The 21,020-nt window shown below is 35.5% G+C and carries 16 protein-coding genes; 9 read left to right on the top strand and 7 right to left on the bottom strand.

What is annotated here, in order from left to right; all coding sequences use genetic code 11:
• Nucleotides 1-40: 40 nt before the first annotated feature.
• The 3 genes from LNP19_RS09755 to hutH are packed head-to-tail and all read right to left on the bottom strand — an operon-like array spanning nt 41 to nt 3,625.
• Nucleotides 41-1,387, bottom strand: coding sequence for an inorganic phosphate transporter (locus LNP19_RS09755; RefSeq protein ID WP_230061743.1), 1,347 nt, complete (start codon nt 1,385-1,387; stop codon nt 41-43).
• A 30-nt stretch (nt 1,388-1,417) separates the two neighbouring features.
• Nucleotides 1,418-2,062, bottom strand: a complete 645-nt coding sequence (locus LNP19_RS09750) for a DUF47 domain-containing protein (RefSeq protein ID WP_072937988.1) — start codon at nt 2,060-2,062, stop codon at nt 1,418-1,420.
• Between the two features lie 48 nt (nt 2,063-2,110).
• Nucleotides 2,111-3,625: a histidine ammonia-lyase gene (gene hutH / locus LNP19_RS09745; RefSeq protein WP_230061742.1), complete on the bottom strand. Its 1,515-nt coding sequence runs from the start codon at nt 3,623-3,625 to the stop codon at nt 2,111-2,113.
• A 614-nt stretch (nt 3,626-4,239) separates the two neighbouring features.
• Here hutH and thrA point away from each other — a divergent pair.
• The 4 genes from thrA to LNP19_RS09725 all read left to right on the top strand — a co-directional run bounded on the left by thrA (nt 4,240) and on the right by LNP19_RS09725 (nt 10,950).
• Nucleotides 4,240-6,687: a bifunctional aspartate kinase/homoserine dehydrogenase I gene (gene thrA, locus LNP19_RS09740; RefSeq protein WP_230061741.1), complete on the top strand. Its 2,448-nt coding sequence runs from the start codon at nt 4,240-4,242 to the stop codon at nt 6,685-6,687.
• 101 nt (nt 6,688-6,788) lie between these two features.
• On the top strand, nt 6,789-7,709 hold the full coding sequence (locus LNP19_RS09735) for a homoserine kinase (protein WP_230061740.1): 921 nt from the start codon (nt 6,789-6,791) through the stop codon (nt 7,707-7,709).
• Nucleotides 7,710-7,775: 66 nt separating this feature from the next.
• Nucleotides 7,776-9,065, top strand: a complete 1,290-nt coding sequence (gene thrC, locus LNP19_RS09730; protein ID WP_230061739.1) for a threonine synthase — start codon at nt 7,776-7,778, stop codon at nt 9,063-9,065.
• A gap of 460 nt (nt 9,066-9,525) precedes the next feature.
• Nucleotides 9,526-10,950, top strand: a complete 1,425-nt coding sequence (locus LNP19_RS09725) for a hypothetical protein (protein ID WP_230061738.1) — start codon at nt 9,526-9,528, stop codon at nt 10,948-10,950.
• An 83-nt stretch (nt 10,951-11,033) separates the two neighbouring features.
• On the opposite strand, the gene LNP19_RS09720 is transcribed toward LNP19_RS09725, so the two are convergent.
• Nucleotides 11,034-11,942: an SH3 domain-containing protein gene (locus tag LNP19_RS09720; protein ID WP_230061737.1), complete on the bottom strand. Its 909-nt coding sequence runs from the start codon at nt 11,940-11,942 to the stop codon at nt 11,034-11,036.
• Nucleotides 11,943-12,311: 369 nt separating this feature from the next.
• On the opposite strand from LNP19_RS09720, the gene LNP19_RS09715 reads away from it, so the two are divergent.
• Complete coding sequence (locus LNP19_RS09715) at nt 12,312-12,821, top strand: GNAT family N-acetyltransferase (protein ID WP_230061736.1); 510 nt, start codon at nt 12,312-12,314, stop codon at nt 12,819-12,821.
• A gap of 81 nt (nt 12,822-12,902) precedes the next feature.
• On the opposite strand, the gene LNP19_RS09710 is transcribed toward LNP19_RS09715, so the two are convergent.
• The 3 genes from LNP19_RS09710 to LNP19_RS09700 form a co-directional block, all read right to left on the bottom strand.
• Nucleotides 12,903-13,286, bottom strand: coding sequence for a DUF3037 domain-containing protein (locus tag LNP19_RS09710; RefSeq protein ID WP_230061735.1), 384 nt, complete (start codon nt 13,284-13,286; stop codon nt 12,903-12,905).
• Complete coding sequence (locus LNP19_RS09705; RefSeq protein ID WP_230061734.1) at nt 13,264-14,058, bottom strand: HipA family kinase; 795 nt, start codon at nt 14,056-14,058, stop codon at nt 13,264-13,266. The genes LNP19_RS09710 and LNP19_RS09705 overlap by 23 nt, the downstream gene beginning before the upstream one ends.
• A 75-nt stretch (nt 14,059-14,133) precedes the next feature.
• On the bottom strand, nt 14,134-14,991 hold the full coding sequence (locus LNP19_RS09700) for an NAD(P)H-hydrate dehydratase (protein ID WP_230064225.1): 858 nt from the start codon (nt 14,989-14,991) through the stop codon (nt 14,134-14,136).
• Between the two features lie 216 nt (nt 14,992-15,207).
• Here LNP19_RS09700 and LNP19_RS09695 point away from each other — a divergent pair, with 216 nt between their 5' ends.
• From LNP19_RS09695 to LNP19_RS09680, 4 genes are all read left to right on the top strand, one after another.
• Nucleotides 15,208-16,743 (top strand): S10 family peptidase, encoded by a 1,536-nt coding sequence (locus LNP19_RS09695; RefSeq protein WP_230061733.1) that lies wholly within the window; start codon nt 15,208-15,210, stop codon nt 16,741-16,743.
• 187 nt (nt 16,744-16,930) lie between these two features.
• Nucleotides 16,931-18,013 carry a glycine cleavage system aminomethyltransferase GcvT gene (gcvT, locus tag LNP19_RS09690; protein WP_230061732.1) on the top strand — a complete coding sequence of 361 codons (1,083 nt, stop codon included), beginning with the start codon at nt 16,931-16,933 and terminating at the stop codon, nt 18,011-18,013.
• A gap of 93 nt (nt 18,014-18,106) precedes the next feature.
• Complete coding sequence (locus LNP19_RS09685) at nt 18,107-20,140, top strand: S41 family peptidase (RefSeq protein ID WP_230061731.1); 2,034 nt, start codon at nt 18,107-18,109, stop codon at nt 20,138-20,140.
• A 105-nt stretch (nt 20,141-20,245) separates the two neighbouring features.
• Nucleotides 20,246-20,959, top strand: coding sequence for a YebC/PmpR family DNA-binding transcriptional regulator (locus tag LNP19_RS09680; protein ID WP_230061730.1), 714 nt, complete (start codon nt 20,246-20,248; stop codon nt 20,957-20,959).
• Nucleotides 20,960-21,020: the final 61 nt, after the last annotated feature.

Raw genomic sequence — 21,020 nt, 5'->3', positions numbered from 1 at the left:
AATTGTTAATGGTTTTTTGTATCTGATTTTATGATCTATTTTAAAAGAATAAACTAAGGAAATAATAAATCAATGCAGCTAAAATTGCTGAAATTGGAATGGTTAAAACCCAAGCCCATAAAAGACTTACCGTAACTCCCCAACGAACCGCCGAGACCCTTTTAGTCAAACCAACACCGATAATAGAACCGGTAATTGTATGTGTTGTACTTACAGGCACCTTGAAATGCTCAGTAAAATATAAAGTTAATGCTCCGGCAGTTTCTGCAGCTACACCTTCAAAAGAACTCACTTTTGTGATTTTGGAACCCATTGTTTTTACAATCTTCCATCCACCACTCAATGTTCCTGCTGCAATAGCAGAATAACACGCCAAAGGAATCCATTCAGGCATTCTGAAATCACCCTCTTCATTTGGAAGCACAACATCCAACCAATGAGGAAGACTTTCTTGGGCAATTCCACTAGTATGGATATAGACCGTAACGGCTGCCGCTATAATACCCATTACTTTTTGAGAATCATTTCCACCGTGACCTAAACTAAAGGCAGCAGAAGACAATAACTGCATCTTTTTCAACCAAGATGCCGATTGGTGTAAGTTTAAACTACTAAATAGCAAACAAAAACTACTGATTGACAAAATAATAAAAGCAACTAAGAACCATTTTATATTGTGTGATTCGAAAACAACACTCCAAAAATGAGAATCAAAACGTGGTTTCTTAATTTGATCGTAATAAATCATCTGACTTTCAACAAACCAGATCGTTAACAACATCAAAACTGCCGTAAATATCTTAGGATAAATACTTTTTTTAGAAGCACTAAGAAGCCAAATAGAAATTAAATACGACATTAAAGCACCCAACAAAGGAGCCAAAACGATAAAAGCAACGATGACCATAACTCCCGAAGGAAAACCACCATCTTTACCGGCTGTATACCAATTTACGGTATCGTACCAATAGGCTTTGTGTATTTCTGCACCGTTAACAATGGTATATTCAAAAAAACCATGGACTGCAATGGCATGAGCAATGGCTGCACCAGCAAAACCACCAATTAAAGTATGAGAAGAACTCGAAGGAATCCCCTGCCACCAGGTAAATAAATTCCAAATAATGGCTGCTATAACACCGGCGAGAATCACTACCAGATTAATCTCAAGCGTATTGGCCGTTTTAGCAACCGTATCTGCCACTCCAAAACCAAAAACCCAATAAGCCAGAAAATTAAAGAAAGCTGCCCAAACTACCGCCTGAAAAGGGGATAAAACTTTTGTGGCAACAACGGTAGCTATTGCATTGGCCGCATCATGAAAACCATTGATGTAATCAAAGACTAAAGCCAGTACAATTATAACTATAAGTAAAGTAAATTCCATAAATGTAATTTCAGAAAGTAACTGATTAAATTAAGAATGCTTTACAGCAATTGATTCTAAAACACCTGCCACACTTTTACACTTATCTGTTGCTGTTTCTAAAACAGACAGTACTTCCTTATATTTAATTATATTTTTTGCGTCAGTTTCATTTTCAAAAATTTCAAACACTGCTTTATTGTAAACATTATCTGATTTATTCTCTAACTTGCTGATTCTCGCACAAGCTTCAGTAATATTCTTGATGTTTTTAAAGTTTTTCAATTCTTTCACCGCAGCATCAATATTCTGACAAGCCTCAAGATTAATTTCTGTCAATTTTCTGATCGACTTAGTAATCTTATCCACTTGATACAATCTCATTCTGCTTGCAGCACCTTGAAGGTTATCTGCAACATTGTCAATTGATGTAATCAAAGAGTGTATGTCTTCTCTATCAAATGGAGTGATGAAGTTTCTACTTAACTCTAAATTAGTCTGACGCGTAATATCCTCACCTCTTTGTTCTAATTTGTCTATTTTTTGAAAAAGAACTTCTCTTTCTTTTAAAGGCAAATTAACCGCTTCGTGCAAGTTTGAAGCTAATTCAATCAAGTTAGTGGATGCTTCCTCGAAAAGCGGGAAAAACTTCTTGTCCTTTGGAACTAAAAATTGGAAAATACTATTTAATGACATTTTATTTATTTTTTGGGGACAAATTTAATTCTTTATTTTAAGATAATGTTAAGCCAATGTTAACAAATCTTCTTCGATCTGAAAACTATTTAAAAATGAAACTGTTTTTTCAATGTCATAATGCAAAATTCTATCCTCTGTAACCAACGAAACTTCCTCACGATACGAGCTCAAAAACATCTCAATAAAATCACTTGAATGCAATGGTCTTCGGTATTGAATTGCTTGGGAAGCATTCATTAACTCAATGGCTAAAATACGTTCCAGATTATCCATTACGCGTAATGCTTTTGTCGCTCCATTAGCGCCCATACTCACATGATCTTCCTGCCCGTTGCTGGAAACAATACTATCTATACTTGACGGCGTGGCCAATTGTTTGTTTTGACTGGCAATACTTGCTGCTGTATATTGTGGAATCATAAAACCGGAATTCAGTCCTGGGTTATCTACTAAAAATGCAGGAAGATTACGCAATCCTGATATCAATTGATAGGTTCTACGCTCAGAAATACTTCCTAATTCAGCCAAAGCAATAGCCATAAAATCCAGTGCTAATGCTAAAGGCTGTCCATGAAAATTCCCCCCCGAAATGATCTCGTCACTTTCAATAAAAATATTTGGATTATCGGTAACCGAATTAATTTCAGTTTTAAAAACTTTTCTTACGTAATCTATCGCGTCTTTTGAAGCACCATGAACTTGCGGCACACAACGGAAAGAATAGGGATCCTGAACATGCGTTTTTTCTTGTTCAATAATTTCACTTCCTTCTAAGAATCCTTTGATACGATTAGCAGTCACGATTTGTCCTTTATGTGGGCGAATAAAATGAATCAATTCGTGAAAAGGCTCAATACGTCCATCGAATCCTTCCAATGAAATGGAAGCGATCAAATCAGCTAAATAAGAAAACTTATTCGCTTTCATCAAAATATGAACTCCATAAGCACTCATGAACTGCGTTCCGTTCAACAAAGCCAAACCTTCTTTGGATTGCAATACAATTGGTCCCCAATTAAAACGCTTCAATATTTCTGAAGAATGTACTTTTTTACCTTCAAAATAAACTTCGCCTTCACCCAGCAATGGCAATGATAAATGAGCTAATGGAGCTAAATCCCCAGAAGCACCCAGCGAACCCTGAGTATAAATTACCGGCAGAATATCATTATTGTAAAAAGCGATCAAACGCTCTACTGTTTGCAATTGAATCCCAGAATGTCCATAACTCAAAGATTGAATCTTAAGCAATAGCATCAGTTTTACAATTTCGCTAGGAACCTCTTCACCTGTTCCACAAGAATGGGATTTAACTAAATTTTCCTGAAGTTTAGATAAATTTTCATTGGATATTTTCACATTACACAAAGAACCAAAACCCGTATTTATCCCATAAATTGGTTCAGAATGTGAAGCCATTTTTTTATCCAAAAAGTCTCTACACTTTTGAATGTTTACTTTGGCTTCTTCAGACAATTCTAATAATTTATGTTGCGAAATGATCTCTTGAACTATTTCTAAAGAAAGTACAGCGGTACTTATATAATGCATATTATCCATTAGGTATCGAATTTAAAAAGCCAAAATTCCACAAATCAACATTAAAAAGCAACATATATTAATGATAATTTAAAATTCTTATCAATAAACAATAATTTAACAAATTTAATACGTTTTAAACCTAAATCTTATTCTGAATTAACGTCCAATTGATTTATAAATATCGTATTGTCTATACTAGATGTACCTAAATGATGGAATAAAAACTAGAAAAAGCACCACAAAACACTTTTAGAAAAACCTTCAATTAAATCTAAAAATAATGATAGCTCTTATGAAAGGCTTGTAAATTAAGAAATAGACAACTGGAGTCCAATTAAACTTCTTATTTTAAAATATTCGCAAAAACACACTTACTCGCTTCGAATTTACAAAAAAAGTGTACATTTGAAATATCATAATGTCAAGTAACAGAACCACATATCACTCTTCGATTACAACTCAAATTTGGGTTGCAGCTTCTGCTATTTCTACAATTACTACAACAACTACTACCCCTTAGGGGTATACATTTTACATATAAACCTATTATTTATATTTTTCTTTTTTTTAGAAAGAAGAGAATCGAACGTATAAATAGCCTCCCTTTTTTTTCCAAAATAAAATCAACAAGAATGAAAGTATTAAAATTTGGCGGTACTTCGGTAGCCAATGCACAAAACATAAAATTAGCCTTAAATATAGTTCTCAATCAAGCAAGCAAGGACAAACTAGTTGTAGTGGTATCGGCACTTAGTAAAGTGACCGACTTGCTTCAATTGGCAGCTGCAAAAGCCGCCGCAAAGGACGAAAGCTACAAGGAAATTGTAGCCGAAATAGAGAAAAAACATTTAGACACTTTAAAAGAATTGATTCCAGTAAGCCAACAAAGTAGTTTATTGAGTCATGTTAAACGAATCATCAACCATCTCGAAACGCTATTGGACGGCTGTTTTCTTTTAGGAGAATTATCTCGTAGAACTTCGGATACTATTTTAAGTTTTGGCGAATTATTGTCTTCCTATATTATCGCCGAAGCACTGAAACAAAATTTAAAAAACAGCAGCTATAAAGACAGTCGAGAATTGATTAAAACCAATAACAATTTTGGCAAAGCGGCGGTAAATTTTGAAGTTACAAACCAACTTATTGGTGATTTTTTTACTTCAGATGAAAGTCAAGTTGTTGTGATACCAGGCTTTATTGCTTCCTCTCTCGACGGAATCACCACTACTTTAGGCCGCGGAGGTTCTGATTATACTGCTGCGATAATCGGCGGGGCATTAAATGCCAGCGATTTGGAAATCTGGACTGATGTAAACGGAATGTATACCGCCAACCCGAAAATAGTAAAACAAGCCCAACCTATTGCTTCCATTTCTTATCAGGAAGCGATGGAGTTGTCGCATTTTGGCGCCAAAGTGTTGTTTCCTCCTACTATTCAGCCGGTTTTGAAAAAAAACATTCCCATTCATATTAAAAATACTTTTGAACCGGAAGCCATCGGTACTTGTATTTCTAATAACGTGTTTCAGCATACGAATCCTGTGAAAGGAATCAGCCATATAGACAATATTACTTTGATTACCCTTGAAGGCCCTGGTATGATAGGAGTTTCGGGTTCCTCAAAAAGACTTTTTGAGGTATTGTCTCAGGAAAATATCAATGTTATTTTTATTACTCAAGCCTCATCAGAACATTCTATCTGTATCGGAATTCTGAATACTGATGCCGAAGTTGCCAAAAATGCCATCAATAAGGCTTTTGAAATTGAGATTTTACAAAATAAAATAGATTCTTGTATCGTAGAAAAAAATCTATGCATCGCTGCTCTGGTGGGCGAAAACATGAAAAATCATCAAGGTTTGAGTGGCAAAATGTTCAGCACTTTAGGAAAAAACAATGTCAACATTCGAGCGATTGCCCAAGGTGCGTCCGAAAGAAACATATCAGTAGTAATCAACGAAAGAGATGTAAAAAAAGCGCTGAACAGCCTTCACGAACGTTTTTTTGAAGACAATACCAAACAATTGAACCTCTTTGTGATGGGAGTTGGAAATGTGGGCGAAAAATTTATCGAACAAATAAATCAGCAAAAAAAATTCCTGAAAGACAACCTAAAAATAAACCTCAGAGTTATCGCTTTGTCCAATTCGAGAAAAATGCATTTTGATGAAGATGGAATTGACTTGAAATCATGGCAATCCGTTTTAGAAAATAGCGAGGAAGCCAACAAAGAGTTATTTATCGAAAAAGTAAAAAAATTGAATTTACGCAACAGTATTTTTGTAGACATCACCGCCAATGAAACTGTTTCCAGAACATACGAACACTATTTAAGAGAAAATGTGGCCGTGGTTACTTGTAACAAAATCGCCTGTTCCTCTGCTTTTGACAATTATAAAAATCTCAAAAATTTATCCCGAAAATTCAACTCTCCTTTCCTTTTTGAGACCAATGTTGGCGCGGGATTACCTATCATTGATACGGTAAAAAACTTAGTAGCATCTGGCGATAAAGTCAATAAAATCCAAGCCGTTTTATCAGGAAGTCTGAACTTCATCTTTAATAATTTTGATGAAAAGAGTTCTTTTCACGACGTGGTAAAAGAAGCCGGCGTGCAAGGCTTTACAGAACCCGACCCAAAGATTGATTTGAGCGGAATTGACGTAGCCCGTAAAATTTTGATCTTGATTCGCGAGAGTGGCTACCAAATGGAAATTGAAGAAATTGAAAATAAATCCTTTCTTCCCGCAGCATGTATGGAAACAGCAGATAACGAGGATTTTTTCAAATCGCTAATTGAGCATAAAAGTCATTTCGAAGGAATTTTGGCGGAAGCCAAAGAAAAAGACAGCCGATTGAAATTTGTGGCCCAATTCGAAAATGGCAAGGCAAGCGTTGGTTTGCAATTTATCCCAAAAGATCATCCTTTTTACAATCTGGAAGGAAAAGACAATATCGTTTTATTCTACACAGATCGTTACGTCGATCAACCGTTGTTGATAAAAGGGGCCGGAGCCGGAGCTGCCGTTACGGCTTCTGGAATTTTTGCCGATGTAATTAGAATAGGAAATGTATAAATAGTAAGTCACAGAGTTTCAAAGTCACAAAGCATAGTCGCTTGTCATTAAATACTAGCTTAAAAAACTCTGAAACTCTGAAACTCTGAAACTTTTAAAAAATGAACGAAATAAAAATATTTTGCCCAGCCACAATCGCTAATCTATCCTGTGGATTTGATGTTCTGGGACTTTGCTTAGACAATGTAGGCGATGAAATGATCATCCGAAAATCAGCTGCGAAAGGAATTCGCATCACTAAAATAGTTGGTGCCGATTTACCGCTGGAAACCGAACAAAATGTAGCTGGTGTAGCCGGATTGGCTTTATTGAACGCTGTTGAATCTGACTTTGGATTTGATATCGAAATTTACAAACATATTAAAGCCGGAAGCGGAATTGGCAGCAGTGCTGCGAGTGCTGCTGGAGCTGTTTTTGGAATCAATACCTTGTTGGGAAACCCTTTCGAAATAAAAGATCTGGTACAATTTGCCATGCAAGGCGAAAAATTGGCCTGCGGCAACGCCCATGCCGACAATGTAGCTCCTGCCCTTTTGGGCGGTTTTACCTTGGTAAGAAGTTACCATCCTTTAGATATTATAAAAATAAAAAGCCCCTCGGAATTATACGTCACGGTAGTACATCCTCAAATAGAGTTAAAAACATCCGACGCGCGTTCGGTATTAAAACAAAACGTTTCTCTAAAAAGTGCCATCATGCAATGGGGAAATGTGGGCGGATTAATAGCAGGTTTATACACTCAGGATTACGACTTGATAGGTCGTTCGCTACATGACGAAATTGTGGAACCCATTCGCAGTGTCTTAATTCCGGGTTTTGATTTAATCAAACAGACTGCCTTAGAAAATGGCGCTTTGGGTTCTGGAATATCCGGATCTGGCCCCTCTATTTTTGCTTTAAGCAAAGGAGAAACTACCGCCAATAAAATTGCCAAAGCTATGAGCATTGTTTATGAAGAAATGAAATTGCCTTACGAAATTCATGTCTCGAAAGTGAATGACCAAGGAATGAAAATAATATAAGATATTAGAAATACAATGTCAGAATTCTAAAATTGTATTTCTAATATCATAAATCGTAAATTAAAAATGAAATATTACAGTTTAAATCATAACGCACCCAAGGTTTCTTTCGAAGAAGCCGTAATACAAGGATTAGCAACCGATAAAGGATTGTATTTTCCAGAAACCATTACTCCTTTAGCTCAAGATTTTTTTGATAACATCGAAAACTTAAACAATGAAGAAATTGCTTACCAAGCGATAAAACAATTTGTGGGCGATGAAATTCCAGAAACCACACTTAAAGAAATCATTGCCGAAACCTTGTGTTTTGATTTTCCGGTGGTCGAAGTCGAAAAAGGCATTTATTCCCTTGAATTATTTCACGGACCTACGATGGCATTCAAGGACGTAGGCGCGCGCTTCATGTCTCGTTGTTTGGCGTATTTTAACAAAGACAAAAAAGACAGCAAAAACACCGTTCTGGTCGCAACATCCGGAGACACCGGCGGAGCGGTTGCTAGTGGTTTTCTTGGCGTTGAAGGCGTAGAAGTCGTGATTCTTTATCCTTCGGGCAAGGTGAGCGACATTCAGGAAAAACAATTAACGACTCTTGGACAAAACATAAAAGCCTTGGAAGTTGATGGTGTTTTTGACGATTGTCAGGATATGGTTAAAAAGGCGTTTTTGGACGAAAGCCTACGACACAAAAACCTGACTTCGGCAAATTCTATCAATATCGCACGCTGGTTACCCCAAATGTTTTATTTTTTCTTTGCCTACAAGACTTTGAAAAAGCAAAACAAAGAACTCGTTTTTTCCTGTCCGAGCGGAAATTTCGGGAATATTTGTGCCGGAATTATGGCGAAAAAATTGGGTCTGCCTCTACTCCATTTTGTGGCTTCGACAAATATAAATGATACGGTACCAAGATTTTTAAAAAGCGGGATTTACGAGCCAAAACCATCCAAAGCAACTATTTCGAACGCAATGGACGTTGGGAATCCGAGTAATTTTATTCGGATTCAGGAAATGTATCATAACGATTTGGAGCAATTCAAAAAAGATTTTTCTTCCTATACTTTTACCGATGCGGAAACGAAAGCTGCGATGAAAACCATTTTTGACACCGACGGATATATTGCAGAACCCCACGGAGCTGTTGGTTATTTGGGATTAAAAAAAGAACTGAAAAACTACCCAAATGCGATTGGCGTATTTTTGGAAACGGCACATCCTATCAAATTCCTAGATGTTGTTGAACCTATTTTAAACGTAAAATTGCCCATTCCTGCACAAATAGAAAGCGTGATGAATAAGGAAAAAGTGAGCTTTAAAATTAAAACTTATAAAGAATTAAAAGATTTTTTAGGTTAAAAAACATCTTCCCAAAGCAAAAAAACCAGCTATCAAAATAAATTTTGGTAGCTGGTTTTCCATTAAAATTACTCTAGCAAACATCGTGAGTGAATTCTCTTTTAAAACACAAAAAAATAAAATCTACAAGGCTTCACGGATAAATCCTATATCCATGATTATAAACTTTTTAAAAAATAAAGAATAAGAATTTTTGCAGTAAAAAAATAAATACCTAGATCTAAAAATATAACTTGAATATGATTTATATTATAACTACTTTTGCAAAAAAATTAAGTTGCAAATATTCAATCCTTAGATTATTAGAAAACAACTTGAAAGCAAAAAAAACAAGTATTAAGTCCCCTTCTTGAATCTTAACTAAAAAGGAATTCAACAGATTAAACAATACTTCAAAAACTACCTGATAAAGTAGCTTCCCATATCAACATAATTTATTAAAAGAAGGAGAAAAAAATTTATGACGAATCATAGCATGAATGATGTTAGTTTTGAAATTGAATTATTAGACAAACATAAAGAGTATATCAATCAATATCAATCAAACGATTTTTATTGGGGAATTGGTATCGAAAATGAATGTTATTTAGAGTTTGAAAAACGCCGAACGGTGGATAAAGATTTTTTGCTAACTAAAGGACTGCATGAAAAGTATAGCGTCAATCATTTTAAAAATTACAAGGAAAACGTATTCGAAAATTCGTTGCAGAAAATCTTAACGGATAAAGAATATCAGCTTCCTGTATTAATGAATTCGCATTCGTTTACAAAAACTGATGTAAACAATGAACATGAAACTTTGGATTTTATAGATAAGGAACCAAATCCAGCATATTCAGGGGAAAGTATATTCGATAAATTACAAAAAAACAATAGTTATTTCGTAGATGAACTTCAAAAAAAATTCATTTTTGATGGCGATACTATTGAATTTGTTACTCAAGATTTCTATAAAAAAGATGTAGATTCTGTAATTGCAGAGCTAGCAAACATTAAGCAAGAGTTTTCAACAAACTTGCAGCGCGGAATGGAAAAAGAAAATATATTTCCGGAGTTTGGCAATATCAAAATTTGTTCAGAAAACCATCCTTTTGCCATATTTGTTTCCAATAATGACAATTATTCTGTTTTCAATAACATGACTTATCATTTTAATTTAACCATTCCGACAGAGTTGAACAAGGAAGGTGAAATTAAAGACAAAATAGATTTTATAAAAAAACATCAGCGAACTATACGCTTGTTTCAATGGTTAAGTCCGTTGTTTATGATCAAATTTGGCTCTTCTGATTACTTATCCCATCATGACGATAATGTCAATCTAACCAAAGCATCGCAACGATGTGCCATGTCAAGATACATCGGGATTGGTACTTACGACACCAATGTGATGAAAACCGGAAAAATTGTCCAGATGAATTTTGATGAGCATCCAATGCATGAAAATCCATTATGGTGGGTGAATCGTTATTCTGAAATATCAGATTACGAAAGAATTGAAAAAATTGGACTTGATGTAAATTTCCACAAGCACAAAAATCATGGTATTGAGTTCCGAATGTTTGATTATTTTGACGAAAAATACCTACAGGAGGTTTTGAATTTTCTTGTTTTCATTATGGATCATGCCATATTAAATGAAATTGAAAACCCGATTTGTGATTTAGAATGGAATAACTTTGTTTATGAATCTATTATAAAGGGCAAAGAAACCTGCGTACCATCAGGTCTTATTGCACTTTTAGAAAACATTTTGGCTATTAAAATAGAATCGAATGACCCTATAGCAATCTACAATCAAATATACGCGAATTTACATGCTACCTATTACGAAAGTGGTTTTTGTAGTTCCTTGCTGATTAAAAAAAGTGCGGTAGTAGTATAAACCTGATTAAGCTTTTTAAAATATCTTATAAAAAAAGACTTCTTGCAGACAAACAATCCTAAAGAAGTCTTTTTCATTTTTATCTAATCATGATAATAAAAGATGGCTGAGGAATAGCCTTTTTCCGGATCTTTATTGTTCCACCAATCCTTTCTTATTTCGGAAAAATAATTATAATTATTCATTCCCGCTTGAGACTGCAACGGATAAACAACTTTTCCGTCAACTCTATACGCTTTTTCGGTATCCGTTTCTGGAACTACCACTACAACATGCCCTGATTTATTCAAAATGAATCGTTTAGCGCAGATGATTCCTACTCCGCCATTGGTGTTTACCATCTTTTGAAGCGCATCAACATTATCTATTTTTTTCCATCCAAAATCACTAGCTGATTTTACAAACCAGTCATAGATATAGTTCGAGTAAAAAGGCCTCACCGTATCGTCAAAAGCCACTCTTACCTCATTTCCTTTTTCTAGTTCTTCGATTGCCTTATCGGTCCATCTTAGCCTTGGAATATAAGCTCTGGCAAAAAAACAATAATCAAAAGTATAAATATTACAATAGGTATCCGCCTCATCTTTTTGATACCTGAAGCTTTTAGAAACGTCCAGTTTATCGATAATATTCCTAATGGATGTCAATTTTGTTTCCAAACTTGTAAGGTCTCTAAAAGGGATTGACGGGTCGGCCATTGGCCTATAGGTTTCTTCTTTATTGTCAAGACTTCCTTTTACACCGGGTTCAAAATTAGGCACTTCAATGTCTGATTTTTTTTCCGTTGTTTCGTCAACGATTTCAATATCTTTTGAAAATACAAATCCTTCTTTTTCTGTGTTTAAAAGCTTTACTTTCCACCAATCTGTTGTTGTTTTATCAATTAATTTAACGGTATGCCTAAAAGGAATTTTTGTTAAAATTCTGGAATTATTATCTGTTGCCGGAAAATCTCTGAGATTCAATGACGCAGTAGCGACTCTATATTTCATACTAATCTGTTAGTTGTAATTGATTCTAGCGCCAAAATACTAAAACCAGCCAAGAAAGCGGCAAGTTTATTCCTTTTTTTAGGACTTTTTTAGCATTCAATCTAAAAAACAATATAAAATAATTAATTACATCTTTTTTGGATAGAAAGAAACGAAAACCGAAGTCTTAACATTAGACGATATTTTTGATCATTCCGATATATTACTAAAAACGTTGGTAAATCACGAAAATTGAAACCAACAGACTAAACATTTCTCATTAAAATGCCGTAAAATAGTTTCCTATAAAGAACGAGAACGAAATCCTATTTTGTTCTAGTTTTTTTTACCTTTGAAAAATACAAAGTCAGAACTCAGGTAAATAGTAGCATGATTACAAAAGCGACAATAGAAGACGTTTCCCCATTAAATACATTGATAAACTCCGCTTATCGAGGAGAATCTTCTAAAAAAGGATGGACCACCGAAGCAAATTTACTGGAAGGAAGCCGCACAACTGAAATGGAATTAAACCAAATCCTTCAAGATTCCAAAAATACGGTCCTCAAATTTACAGAGAACCGACAAATTGTAGCCTGTGTGTTATTGACCCAGAAAGAAAATCAATTGTATTTGGGAATGCTGACGGTTTCTCCTGAATTGCAAAACAGCGGTATAGGCAAAAAATTATTGGCGCAAGCAGAAATCCATGCAACAATATTAGGCTTACCCAAAATTGTCATGACTGTCATCTCAATTCGGGCAGAATTGATTGCTTGGTACAAACGCCACGGTTACGTGGATACAGGGGCAAGAGAACTTTTTCCTGTTAGTGATATTCATATACCAATCTCAGAGCAACCTCTGGAATTTATTGTACTAGAGAAAAATATAGAATAGTTTTTGTTATTTTAATTCGTCTTTTCGATTCTATTTCAACTTTTCTATTGCTTCTTTTGCTCTAATTTGAATATAAAAAAATTACAAAACCAGCTCCTCAAACAGGCGTTGGCAGGTTTTTTCTAAATCATCACACATTCCCGGATGCGGTCTTGAGGTTTGAATTGCTGAACTTCGTAAGGCAGTCAACCAGCGGAAACGCTCGGGCATCTCAAATTGCGCAATGGGTCCGCCGTTTTTATCTCCATGACCTATTTTCTGGAAGGATTCTAAATTCAATCGCAATTGATCCAAATCTAAATCACCGGCAAACAGCCGCATTTTTGGTTCATCAATAACATAAAGCACCTTAATAAACTTTGCTTTTTTACAAAAAAGAACAATTCCAACATTGAGAAATTCTTCGCGTTCTACCCTAGGCACAACGCGTATTACCGCATATTCATATAAGTGCTTTTCTTGCATTTTGTGCTTCATTTATAAAAATTTCGGAACTACTTAAACGCATCAATAAAAACTGAAGATAAACTTCACGTATAGCCTCAGGACTTTCATCTGTATCTTGCCACTCCAACCATTCCAAAGGAATAAGATCAACAATCGATTGCAGTTTTTCGGCTGTCAAAATAGACTTGAACTGAACATCAGCTTCCTCCAACATCGAGGCTTGCGGCAACAGCACATGGTCTTTTATCAGAGCAAATGGACTTTTGGCATGTTTTTCCCAATTAGTCCAGGAATGATGAAAATAAAGACAAGCACCATGATCAATCAACCACAATTCTTTATGCCAAACCAACATATTGGTATTCCTGAAAGTTCGATCCACATTAGTGATAAAAGCGTCGAGCCAGACAATTTGCGAAGCTAATTTTGCATCAACAACCGTGACTACGGGATCATAATTTATAGCTCCCGATAAAAAATGCAAAGCCAAATTCAATCCTTGACTACCTTGCAATAAATCCTGAATTTCCTCATCGCCTTCAGTACGTCCGAAAGCTTCATCCAAATTGGCGTAGACTAATTCCGGGATTTGTAATTTCAAGACACGGGCAATTTCTCCGCCTATCAGCTCGGCAATTAAGGCTTTTACGCCATGACCGGCACCTTTGAATTTCAGAACGTATTTAAAATCATCATCGGCTTCCGCCAAGGCAGGCAAAGAACCGCCTTCTCGCAAAGGGGTAATGTATCGCGTAACGTTTACGGTTCTTAGATGGGGTTTGTTTTCCATAATCTAATTTTAATGGCACTTTTTGCGCCAATACAAACTTACAAATAACTGCGTTGGATTTTATAGCTTCTGCTGCTATTTCTGACAATTTTCCAAAGTCAAATAGGCTTTTCCAATATGTCCAATAATATCCGAAGCGATAAAAGATTGATAGCCTGTTTCTGGCAAAGCGATATCGGCGGTCAAACCGTGAAGGTAAACGCCTAAAATTGCAGCATGGATTGCCCCATAAGACTGTGCCAATAAACTACAAATCATTCCCGTCAGTACATCGCCACTTCCTGCGGTTGCTAATGCCGCGTTTCCCGTGGTGTTTTCATAAACGGTTTCACCATCAATAATATGCGTTGGCGCGCCTTTCATGACCACAATCAAATGATATTGTTTAGAAAAGGCAATCGTTTTACCAAATTTTTCTTCGTCAGAATCCCACTTCCCTATCAATCGTTCCAGTTCTTTGGGATGCGGTGTGAGAATGGTTTTGGGAGCCAATAAAGAAAGCCAAGACTTATTTTGAGACAAAATGTTCAACGCATCAGCATCTATAACCAAAGGTGCTTTATTGGTTTTTAGAAAATTATGAAATGCATTTTGGGTTAGTAATTCCAACCCTAGACCAGGACCAATCGCGATGGCTTTTGGTTTGATCTCGAATGTTATCTCTGAGATATACTTTTCTGCAGTATCTGTCAAAACCATTGCTTCTGGAATAGAAATCTGAACAATATCATAACCGCATTTGGGAACAAAAACAGTCACTAATCCACAACCCGTTTTCAAAGAAGCCTTGGAAGCCAGCACCGCAGCACCAATTTTCCCATAGCTTCCGGCAATGATCAACGCATGTCCTTGAATCCCTTTATGAGTATGGATATCAATTGCTTTATAAAATTTTAAAATTTCTTTTTGGTCAATGAGTATGGGAAGTAGCATGTTTATTTTCTTAGGATTGGATAAAATTACAATAATATAATCAATTGCAATCGCTTGTAAAATACTCACATTTGGAGAACCTAAATAATGATCGAATAAAATAAAAGCTAACATTATTTCTTACAAATATCTTCTGGCTTTTTTGTCGTTGCTATAAAAAACAATACTTTAGTAAATTCAAAATTTGACTTTCCAAAAAACCCGTTAATCAATCTCATGAAAAAAACACTATTTTTATTAATCTTAGTTGGATTTATCAAGACATCCCATGCCCAACAATCTGCCGGCCAGTCTAAAGATTCAAAAGGAACAGCTAAAGAGAATCTTTCGACTTCTAATTTAATTTTTAACCCTGACCAAAGTGTTGTCACAGAACATGCCACAACAATAAAAGGCCAAAAAGTTCCTTACAAAGCCACCGCTGGAACAATGCCCGTTTGGGACGAAGATGGGAAAGCCATTGCAGGGTTATTTTACACTTATTATGAACGCTCAGATGTTAAAGACCGTGCTACGCGACCCTTGGTAATTTCTTTCAACGGAGGTCCGGGTTCGGCTTCAGTTTGGATGCACATTGCTTATACCGGACCAACACTCTTAAATATCGATGATGAAGGCTACCCTTTGCAACCTTATGGAATTAAGGAGAATCCGTATTCTATTTTAGATGTTGCCGATATTGTTTTTGTAAACCCAGTAAACACAGGATATTCCAGAGCAACGAGTAAAGACATTCCAAAGTCTACTTTTTTTGGTGTAAATGCTGACGTTAAATACCTGGCCGATTGGATCAGCGGCTTTGTAACACGCAATAATCGTTGGGCTTCACCAAAATATTTAATTGGCGAAAGCTATGGCACCACCCGTGTTTCCGGTCTTGCTCTTGAATTGCAAAACAGCGAATGGATGTATCTTAACGGAGTCATATTAGTTTCCCCTACAACCCTAGGAATAACTCGTGGAGTGGCTTCTGATGCTGCTCTTAAACTGCCTTATTTTGCCGCTACAGCCTGGTATCACAAAATGCTGGCTGCCGATTTGCAGAATAAAGATTTGACTGCGATGTTACCCGAAGTGGAAGATTTTACCCTCAATGAACTGCTACCCGCTTTAAGCAAAGGAGGTTCTCTTGATGAAGCAAAAAGAAAAGAAATTGCGGAAAAAATAGCGCGATATTCCGGACTTTCGGAAAAAGTAGTATTACAAAACAATCTTAATGTTCCTTATAATTATTTTTGGAAAGAGCTTTTGCGGGATCAAGGTTTCACTGTAGGAAGACTCGATTCACGCTATAAAGGAATTGACCGTAAGGACGCAGGAGATCGTCCTGATTTTAATGCGGAACTCACTTCTTGGTTGCATTCCTTCACGCCAGCTATCAATATGTACCTTCGCAATAACCTGAATTACAAAACCGATTTCAAATACAATATGTTTGGTCCAGTACATCCTTGGGATAATTCAAACGATCAAACCGGGGAAAATTTGCGCCAAGCCATGGCACAAAATCCGTATTTACATATAATGGTTCAAGCCGGATATTATGATGGCGCCTGTGATTATTTTAATTCGAAATACAATTTATGGCAAATGGATCCCAGCGGAAAGCTAAAAGAAAGAATGAGCTGGAAAGGTTATGAAAGCGGACATATGATGTATTTAAGAAAACAAGATTTAGAAACTGCCAATGAGGATATCAGGGTTTTTATCAAACAATCACTTCCTAAAGACAACCAACCCGCAAAATATTAATACTCGTTTAAATTAAACGGAACCAAAAAGGCAAATCGAAACCTGCGTTTGATTTGCCTTTTTTATATTTAAACTGTCAATGAATTGAAATACAGAAAAACGAAATCGTTTGAATCTGTTTCTTTTTGCCTTTGCCACTCCATAAAAAATCAATAAATTAGCCACTTTAAATTTTATTACAAAAAACATGAAAAATACTGCGCTTACGCACATACACGAAAGTTTGGGAGCAAAAATGCTTCCGTTTGCCGGATACAATATGCCAATTACCTATGAAGGAGTGAATGCTGAACATGAAACGGTACGAAATGCAGTTGGTGTTTTTGACGTTTCTCACATGGGTGAATTCTTGCTTTCGGGACCAAATGCATTGGCTTTGATTCAAAAAGTTTGTTCTAATGATGCTTCAACTTTGACTATTGGCCGAGCGCAATATTCTTGTCTACCAAACAATGATGGTGGTATTGTAGACGATTTAATCATCTACAAAATGAAAGAAGAAGAGTATTTATTGGTTGTAAATGCTTCTAATATCGACAAAGACTGGCAATGGATTTCGGCCCACAATGATTTAGGGGTAGACATGAAAAACCTTTCAGACGAATATTCTTTATTCGCCATTCAAGGACCAAAAGCCGTTGAAGCAATGCAATCTTTATCCTCCCTTGATTTAGCTTCTATTCCTTATTATCACTTTGAAGTAGGTGATTTTGCAGGATTTGACAATGTAATTATTTCGGCTACGGGATATACCGGTTCTGGAGGTTTTGAAATTTATTGTAAAAATGACCAAGCGGAAGAAATTTGGAATAAAGTTTTTGAAGCGGGAGCTGCTTTTGGAATCAAACCAATCGGACTTGCTGCACGTGACACTTTACGTCTTGAAATGGGATTCTGTTTGTACGGTAACGATATCAGCGACACTACTTCTCCATTGGAAGCGGGATTGGGCTGGATTACTAAATTCACCAAAGAATTCACCAATTCTGAAAACTTGAAAAAACAAAAAGAAGAAGGTGTTACCCGAAAAATTGTTGCTTTTGAAATGCAAGAACGTGCGGTGCCAAGACATGATTACGAAATCGTTGATGCAACAGGAACTGTAATCGGAATCGTAACTTCGGGAACCATGTCACCATCTATGAATAAAGGAATTGGTTTGGGTTACGTAACTGTTGCCAACAGTGCCGTTGACAGCGATATCTATATCCGAATCCGTAAAAATGATGTTCCTGCCAAAGTAGTAAAATTACCTTTTTACAAAAAATAACCAATAGGTTCACTATCAAAAAATTATGCTTTTTTTAAGCCCTTTTTTTCAAAAAAAGACTTAATTTTAAGCATAATAGAGGATGGAGGACTTATGAGAAAGATTGCATTAATACTATTTTTGACGACATTTTCGCTCTTTGCCCAAAATGAAACCGAAACATGTGAAATTCTTTCTAAAATAAATACGCTTATTCAAAGCGAACATATTTACCCAAAACCGATAGACGACAGCCTATCGGTTTTTATTTTTGATAACTTTATCAATGAACTGGATCCTTCCAGAAATATTTTCCTCAAATCAGAATACGAAACCCTTTCTAAAAAATACCGTCTCCATATTGACGATTTTATCAATGCAAAAAATTGCTCTTTCCTACCAGAAATCATTGCTGTATACAAAAACGATCTTTCAAGAAATAAATCCTTTTTGGAAAAAATAAACAATCTAGACATTGATTACGAGCTCAAAGATACGGTACGATTTTACAAGAAACACTTCCCTTTTTACCTGCAAGAGAATCAAGTAGAAAAAGTTTTGACAAAAAAAATAAAATATGAAATTCTTAATGACGTTGCTTCCAAACACAAAAATTTAGATTCTATAAAAACTAATTTTAAAACATTGGAATTGACTTCAAAAAAAGCAATTATTGAAAATGAGCTTTGTAAAATAAATACCTTATTGCAAAAGGAAACGGATTACAGCGAAAACATATTCAATTATTTTTGTAATTATTTTGACCCGCACACTAGGTATTTCAACATCAATGCAAAATCTAGTTTTCTAGCCTCCTTATCAAAAGAACATCTTTCGCTGGGAATGAATGTAAGTTTGAATGAAAAAAAGGAAATTATTGTTTATGAATTGAACCCAAACGGTCCCGCTTTTCAAACGGGCAAAATAAAAAAAGGAGACCAAATTGTTTCTATTTCAAATTTAAAGGAAACGGTGGACGTTTCTTGTGCTACTTTGGATTTAATTTCGAACATGATCACATCAGACACCAACAAGAAAATAAAACTGACCCTCAAAAGAACTCCAGGCAAAATTTTTGATGTATTGGTAGAAAAACAATTGTTAAAAGATGAAGAAAATACCGTTTATAGCTTTATCATTGAACATAAAAACGAAAAATTTGGTTATATAAAAATCCCTAGTTTTTACACCGATTATGACAGAAACAGCGGTAAAGGTTGTGCCGAAGACGCTGCCTTGGAAGCTTTAAAGTTACAAAAAGACAATATCAAAGGACTGATTATCGATCTGACTGATAACGGCGGCGGCTCTATTGACGAGGCGATTAAACTAGCCGGAATGCTGATCGATTCGGGGCCAATTTCAATCATAACCGACAATAAAAAAATCCAGATGGCAATAAATGATCCTTATGAAGGGATGATTTATAAAGATCCAATTGTTTTACTTATAAACAGTAATTCGGCTTCGGCAAGCGAGTTTTTTGCCTCTATAATGCAAGATTACAATAGAGCTTTACTGATAGGGACTTCCACCATAGGCAAAGCGACCATGCAAACCATACTCCCATTAGAAAAAGATAAGAACAACATTTTTATAAAATTAACTATCAACAAGTTTTATAGAATAACTGGTAAAAGCGATCAAGCCGTGGGAATTATTCCAAACGTTCATCTTCCTGAATTATTTGAAACAATCTATTCTAAAGAAATTAACAGTCCCACTGCTTTTAAAAACGACAGCCTACTAGTGAATTTGGAATTCAAACCGTATTCAGACGATACTTTCGTTCAAAAAATAGCAAAAGAAAGTATGGAAAGAGTAGCCGTCAATTCTTATTTTAACGAAATAAAAAACCTCAACTCAAAATTAGAGAACATTCTTAAGCAACCAAAACCACCAATGCCATTAACAATTGACGTTTTTTTTAAAGAGCAAAAAGAACTGAATTTCCTGTGGGAAGATATTCATGCCTTTGATTCAAAAACAAATGGTCTGGACATTCACAATTCAAACTTGAATCAGTTTCTTCTGACGCTTTATCCTTTGGAAAAAACAACCAACCAATTTCAGCTGGAAACTCTTAAAAAAAATCATTATCTCAATGAGGCAATTACCATATTAGAGAATTATAATAGCAAAAAATGAGTTTTCAAAGTAATTATCGGTCTCTTTTCATAAAAAGAAGATAATTTGATTTTGGTAAAAAAAACTAATAACCGTATTTTTGCGATTCAAAATAACAAATTAGAAATGGGAAGAGCATTTGAATTCAGAAAAGGTAGAAAAATGAAACGTTGGTCAGCAATGGCTAAAGCATTTACCAGAATTGGAAAAGATATCGTAATGGCTGTTAAGGAAGGTGGACCTAATCCGGATGCCAACTCTAGATTGAGAGCCGTTATTCAGAATGCAAAGGCTGCCAACATGCCTAAAGATAACGTAGAACGCGCGATTAAAAAAGCAACGGATAAAGATACTGCCAACTATAAGGAAGTTCTTTTTGAAGGTTATGCACCACATGGAATTGCGCTTTTAATCGAGACCGCAACTGACAACAACAATAGAACGGTGGCTAATGTTAGAAGTTATTTTAACAAATGCAATGGAGCAATGGGAACTCAAGGTTCTGTTGAATTCATGTTTGATCATACTTGTAATTTCCGAATTCCGGCAAACGGAATAGATCCTGAAGAGTTAGAATTAGAATTAATCGATTTTGGTGCTGAAGAGGTTTTTGAAGACGAAGATGGCATTTTAATTTACGCTCCTTTTAATAGTTTTGGAACCATCCAAAAAGAACTAGAAAACAGAAATATAGAGATCCTTTCCTCTGGTTTTGAAAGAATACCTCAAATCACCAAAAAACTTACAGAAGCTGAAATGGCCGATGTTGAGAAATTGATCGAAAAATTAGAAGAGGATGATGACGTGATGAACGTGTATCACACCATGGAAGAAGCTTAATTATCTCTTCTTATAAAACTTTTTAAAACTCCAGTTATGCTGGAGTTTTTTATTAGCAAAA

The organism is Flavobacterium acetivorans (assembly GCF_020911885.1).
In the GTDB taxonomy this organism is placed as follows: Bacteria; Bacteroidota; Bacteroidia; order Flavobacteriales; family Flavobacteriaceae; genus Flavobacterium; species Flavobacterium acetivorans.
This window is presented reverse-complemented; position numbering and strand designations above follow the sequence as displayed.

Bases quoted from the DNA above. Each gene is read 5' to 3' on its own strand.
- LNP19_RS09755 (WP_230061743.1), bottom strand. From the start codon at position 1,387: ATGGAATTTACTTTACTTATAGTTATAATTGTACTGGCTTTAGTCTTT.
- LNP19_RS09750 (WP_072937988.1), bottom strand. From the start codon at position 2,062: ATGTCATTAAATAGTATTTTCCAATTTTTAGTTCCAAAGGACAAGAAG.
- hutH (WP_230061742.1), bottom strand. From the start codon at position 3,625: ATGGATAATATGCATTATATAAGTACCGCTGTACTTTCTTTAGAAATA.
- thrA (WP_230061741.1), top strand. From the start codon at position 4,240: ATGAAAGTATTAAAATTTGGCGGTACTTCGGTAGCCAATGCACAAAAC.
- LNP19_RS09735 (WP_230061740.1), top strand. From the start codon at position 6,789: ATGAACGAAATAAAAATATTTTGCCCAGCCACAATCGCTAATCTATCC.
- thrC (WP_230061739.1), top strand. From the start codon at position 7,776: ATGAAATATTACAGTTTAAATCATAACGCACCCAAGGTTTCTTTCGAA.
- LNP19_RS09725 (WP_230061738.1), top strand. From the start codon at position 9,526: ATGACGAATCATAGCATGAATGATGTTAGTTTTGAAATTGAATTATTA.
- LNP19_RS09720 (WP_230061737.1), bottom strand. From the start codon at position 11,942: ATGAAATATAGAGTCGCTACTGCGTCATTGAATCTCAGAGATTTTCCG.
- LNP19_RS09715 (WP_230061736.1), top strand. From the start codon at position 12,312: ATGATTACAAAAGCGACAATAGAAGACGTTTCCCCATTAAATACATTG.
- LNP19_RS09710 (WP_230061735.1), bottom strand. From the start codon at position 13,286: ATGCAAGAAAAGCACTTATATGAATATGCGGTAATACGCGTTGTGCCT.
- LNP19_RS09705 (WP_230061734.1), bottom strand. From the start codon at position 14,058: ATGGAAAACAAACCCCATCTAAGAACCGTAAACGTTACGCGATACATT.
- LNP19_RS09700 (WP_230064225.1), bottom strand. From the start codon at position 14,991: ATGCTACTTCCCATACTCATTGACCAAAAAGAAATTTTAAAATTTTAT.
- LNP19_RS09695 (WP_230061733.1), top strand. From the start codon at position 15,208: ATGAAAAAAACACTATTTTTATTAATCTTAGTTGGATTTATCAAGACA.
- gcvT (WP_230061732.1), top strand. From the start codon at position 16,931: ATGAAAAATACTGCGCTTACGCACATACACGAAAGTTTGGGAGCAAAA.
- LNP19_RS09685 (WP_230061731.1), top strand. From the start codon at position 18,107: ATGAGAAAGATTGCATTAATACTATTTTTGACGACATTTTCGCTCTTT.
- LNP19_RS09680 (WP_230061730.1), top strand. From the start codon at position 20,246: ATGGGAAGAGCATTTGAATTCAGAAAAGGTAGAAAAATGAAACGTTGG.